General features: G+C 70.7%; 5 protein-coding genes. 4 read left to right on the top strand and 1 reads right to left on the bottom strand.

Going from position 1 to position 3,849, the window contains the following annotated elements; genetic code table 11:
• The 3 genes from ACNPM4_RS13280 to ACNPM4_RS13290 form a co-directional block, all read left to right on the top strand.
• Window positions 1-443 (top strand): hypothetical protein (locus tag ACNPM4_RS13280; protein WP_448985987.1); only part of this gene is annotated, 443 nt, incomplete at its 5' end.
• Complete coding sequence (locus ACNPM4_RS13285) at window positions 440-1,003, top strand: hypothetical protein (protein ID WP_448985988.1); 564 nt, start codon at window positions 440-442, stop codon at window positions 1,001-1,003. The genes ACNPM4_RS13280 and ACNPM4_RS13285, both read left to right, overlap by 4 nt.
• Window positions 1,000-1,485: a hypothetical protein gene (locus tag ACNPM4_RS13290; RefSeq protein WP_448985989.1), complete on the top strand. Its 486-nt coding sequence runs from the start codon at window positions 1,000-1,002 to the stop codon at window positions 1,483-1,485. Before ACNPM4_RS13285 ends, ACNPM4_RS13290 begins: the two co-directional genes overlap by 4 nt.
• Here ACNPM4_RS13290 and ACNPM4_RS13295 read toward each other — a convergent pair.
• Window positions 1,372-2,637, bottom strand: coding sequence for a hypothetical protein (locus ACNPM4_RS13295; RefSeq protein ID WP_448985990.1), 1,266 nt, complete (start codon window positions 2,635-2,637; stop codon window positions 1,372-1,374). The genes ACNPM4_RS13290 and ACNPM4_RS13295 overlap by 114 nt on opposite strands.
• Window positions 2,638-2,800: 163 nt before the next feature.
• Between ACNPM4_RS13295 and ACNPM4_RS13300 the strand changes: the two genes are divergently transcribed.
• On the top strand, window positions 2,801-3,849 hold a 1,049-nt coding region (locus tag ACNPM4_RS13300), incomplete at its 3' end, for an iron-containing redox enzyme family protein (protein WP_448985991.1).

Consider the following 3,849-nt stretch of genomic DNA (forward strand, 5'->3'; position numbering starts at 1 on the left):
CCGTGATGGACGCCGAGGTCACCGACGAAGTCGAGGAGCAGTATCTGGAGGCGGAGCCGGGCGAGACTCTGCTCATCGTCACGGTGCGACTGGAGAACCTGTCCGACCGCGCGGTCGGGGTGGAGGGCACGGCCGACCAGGTCGCCTCACGGCTCCTCTCGTCGAGCGCACCGCTTCTCGAACTCTCCGGGGTGACCGTGACCGACACCGCGCGCTCCTGGCGGACGGACGGTTCGCTGCGCGCGGTGGTGCTGCAACCCGGCGTCCCCGCCGACGTGCGCATCGCCTTCCCCGTCGCCGACGATGCGCTGGACGAGCACGAAGCCCACCTCGATGTGTACGACGCCAGGGAGCAGTCCGGCCAGGTCATCCTCTCGCCGTCGGCGATCACGTGGCGGCGGACCGACCTGATCGCCCGCACCCCCGTGGAGGTCGATCCGTGAGCGCGCGCGGCGGATGGATTCCGTGGGCCGCGGGTATCGCGCTCGTCCTCGCGGCCGGCGTGGTGACGGCGGTCACACCGCCCGAGGATGCGCTGACCGATCCCTTCTTCACGAGGGCGGCCGTCGACGACACGGCGACGTCCCGTACCCTCATCGCCGCGGTGCAGGAGGCCTCGTTCGCCGACCGGCTGACGGTGGCGGACAAGTGGGAGGCCGACGGGAACTGGCTCGTGATCGAACTCGCCGTGTCCGCACCGACGACCGAGGAGGATGCCGTGATCGGCGTCGCCAGCCTCGTGATCGACGGGCAGGTCTTCCTGGCGAGCGAGCGTCCGCCGACATCGCTGCTCCGGGCCAAGCTGCGAGTGGGCACCGACACCGTCGGGACACTGGCGTTCGAGCTTCCGGAGGGCCTGCGGACCGGGAACGGAGAGCTGCGACTCACCGGTGAGTACCCGACGCCGCGTCTCGACGACGTCATCACCTTCCCGCTCTCGCTCGATGAGGTGCCGCAGGAGACCGACAGGGAACTCGACGAGCCGCGATTGGGGGCGCCATGACCTGGTGGCGGACACAGCGCTTCGCGCTGGTGGCGCTCGTGGTGGCCGCGGCCGCCGCGATCGCCGTGCACGTCTGGTTCGATGTGCTGCCTGCCGCCCCGAAGAGCACGCAGGTGCAGGATGCGGAAGAAGGGAGGACCGAGGTCGCCGGGCAGACACTCCGTCTGGACTCCGCCCGCTGGGATGAGTTCGAGGCACCGGCGGGATCGCGGACACTCAGCATCCGGATCGATGCCAGGGCGGAGGGCGAGTCCGCCGGATGCGGGATGTTCACCCTCGCCGAGACCGACGGCGCGCGCGTCTGGACCAACGCCCGGTCCGTGCTCGACGTGCCCTACGACGAGGGCGAGTCGGGCTGCCAGAAGGAGTCAGGCTCCTCCGTCATCCTCGCGGTGTTCCTGCTCCCCGACGACGCCGACGGGCCGTTCGTGCTCGACATCCCCGGCACCGACGAGATCGCGCGCTTCCCCATCGAACCCTGATTCGCGTGTGCCCATCCGTGCTTCCGGGCGACCCACCACGGTGTCGAAGGCGGTCGCCACGATCGCGACACGCAGCGGCTCAGCTACGGCGGCCACGGCGACGAGGAGAAGCGGGAAGAAGCCCGACCAGAACGCGGTGTCGTGCGCGCCGACGAGTTGCAGAACGCCGCGCGAGCCGACCTGCTCGGCCCACGACCACACGGCATACGCCAGTGCCGTGCAGCCGAACACGACGGGGCCGCCGCGCCAGATCAGGGCCAGTGCCGCCCACAGCCCTTCGAGGCGGAGTGCGAGGTTTCGCGCGAGGTTCGACACCGCACCAGGGGGCGCCTGCTCGATACGCCCCAGCACCGCCGGAGTCGCGTCGAAGGTCGTGCCGTAGATGACGCCGGCCACGGTCAACCATGCCGCGGGCACGACGACCGCGGCGACCACCAGTCCGACCAGCCACAGCACCGTCTCCCACAGCGTCGCCACCGGGAGCACGTTGGCTCCGAACCAGTCACCGATACCCTCGAACCAGGCGATGCCCGCTCGCTCGGCGATCCACTCCTTGGCCTGCGCCCACCACTGGCCCACCAGGGTGAAGAGCATGAAGGTCCAGACCACCTCGGCGTACGCGGCGAGCGCGAGCGTCCACGACGGCAGTCTCCCGCCGATCCGAGCGAGGAGCACGCGCACGACGAGCGCGATGACCAGCACGGCGACCGGCAGCACGCCCACCGCGATGAGGCCGCCGCGGTCGCCGAGCTGGGCGGCGTCGTAGCTGGCGTCGCGCAGGGCGATGCCGCTCGCGATGTTGAAGAACGCCTTGATGTCGACGTCGAGCATTCCCCAGGCGGCATAGAACGCGAAGAACGGCAGGATGGCGACCAGCGTCGTCTGCGCGAACTGCCGGTAGCTCGGGCGGTGGTCGGATGCACTGTGCGGCAGCGACCGCTGCACCGTGAGGTACATGGCGACGTACGACACCAGGCGCGCGGCCACGGCGAGCGGCAGGAGCAGGAGTCCGCCGAGCGTGGTGAGTCCGCCTACGAAACCCGCGAGCTGCACGAAGATCTCGTGAAGAGCCTCGCCGGCGAGATACCAGGCCGCCAGCGCGAGGCCGTGCCGTGCGAGGAGGCGCCCGAAGGTGCGCACGGCCGGGATCATGCCCCCACGGTACCGGTTCGCTGGCCGCCCCTGCGGAGCGGATGTCGACACCCCGCACGCGCCGCGGCGTGTATGCCCCGCACGCCCGTCTGCGTCAAGTCCCTGGAGCGCATGATCCACACGCGGCAGGATGCGAAGCATCGCACCGATGGGAGCCCTGTTCATGACCGTATCCGCCCCGGCATCCGCCCCGGCCGCAACCCGCCCCTTCACCGACCGAGGGCCGCTGAGTCACGCCGTCATGTCGCGCCTGACGGGCGACGACGCCGCTGCCGCCGACCACACGGGCCTCGCGACCGCTGCCGTGGCGGCGAGCGCTGACGTGATGCGCGACGACGACATCCAACTCGCACTCTTCGTCCTCTACGCCTCGTCCTACGGATCGCTCCCGCAGCTCGATGCCGACCTGGAGTGGGACCCCGCCCTTCTCACCACCCGCCGGATCCTCGAGGAGGCGTTCGAGAGCGCGCTGCGCGCGAGGGTGCCGATGCCGGAGTCCCCCGAGCCGACCGTTGACGCCGTCGGCCGCGCGCTCTTCGCCCTGGCCGCCGCCGACACGGGACCGAGCCTCTCGCGGCACATCGCGAAGAAGGCCACCAGGGAGCAGGCGGAGGAGACCCTCATCCAGCGCTCCGTGTACACCCTGCGCGAGGCGGATCCGCACTCCTGGGCCATCCCGCGCCTGGAAGGACGCGCCAAGGCCGCCCTCGTCGAGATCCAGTCGGACGAGTACGGAGGCGGACGACCGCAGCGCGTGCATGCCGAGCTCTTCGCCCGCGCGATGCGTGCCGCGGGCCTCGATTCCACGTACGGGGCGTACGTCGACGATGTGCCGGCGATCACTCTCGCCTCGCACAACATGATGTCGATGTTCGGGCTCAACCGCCGCCTCGTCGGCGCGATCGTCGGGCACCTGGCCGCATTCGAGATGACCTCGTCCATCCCCTGCCGCCTGTATGCCGACGGCCTGCATCGTCTGGGGTTCGACCCGGATGTGGCGGCCTATTTCGAGGAGCACGTCGAGGCGGATGCGGTGCACGAGCAGATCGCCGCGCGAGACCTCGCAGGGAGCCTCGCCGAGGACCACCCCGAGCTGCTGCCCGACATCCTGTTCGGCGCGGCGGCGTGCCTGACGGTGGACGGTTGGGGCGGCGAACACATCCTGGAGTCCTGGCAGGCGGGCACCTCGTCGCTCCGGCCGCGGGTGGCGTC

This window comes from Microbacterium umsixpiens (assembly GCF_053543675.1).

Excerpts from the sequence above, each read along its gene's own strand:
- ACNPM4_RS13290 (WP_448985989.1), top strand. The coding sequence starts at position 1,000 with ATGACCTGGTGGCGGACACAGCGCTTCGCGCTGGTGGCGCTCGTGGTG.
- ACNPM4_RS13295 (WP_448985990.1), bottom strand. The coding sequence starts at position 2,637 with ATGATCCCGGCCGTGCGCACCTTCGGGCGCCTCCTCGCACGGCACGGC.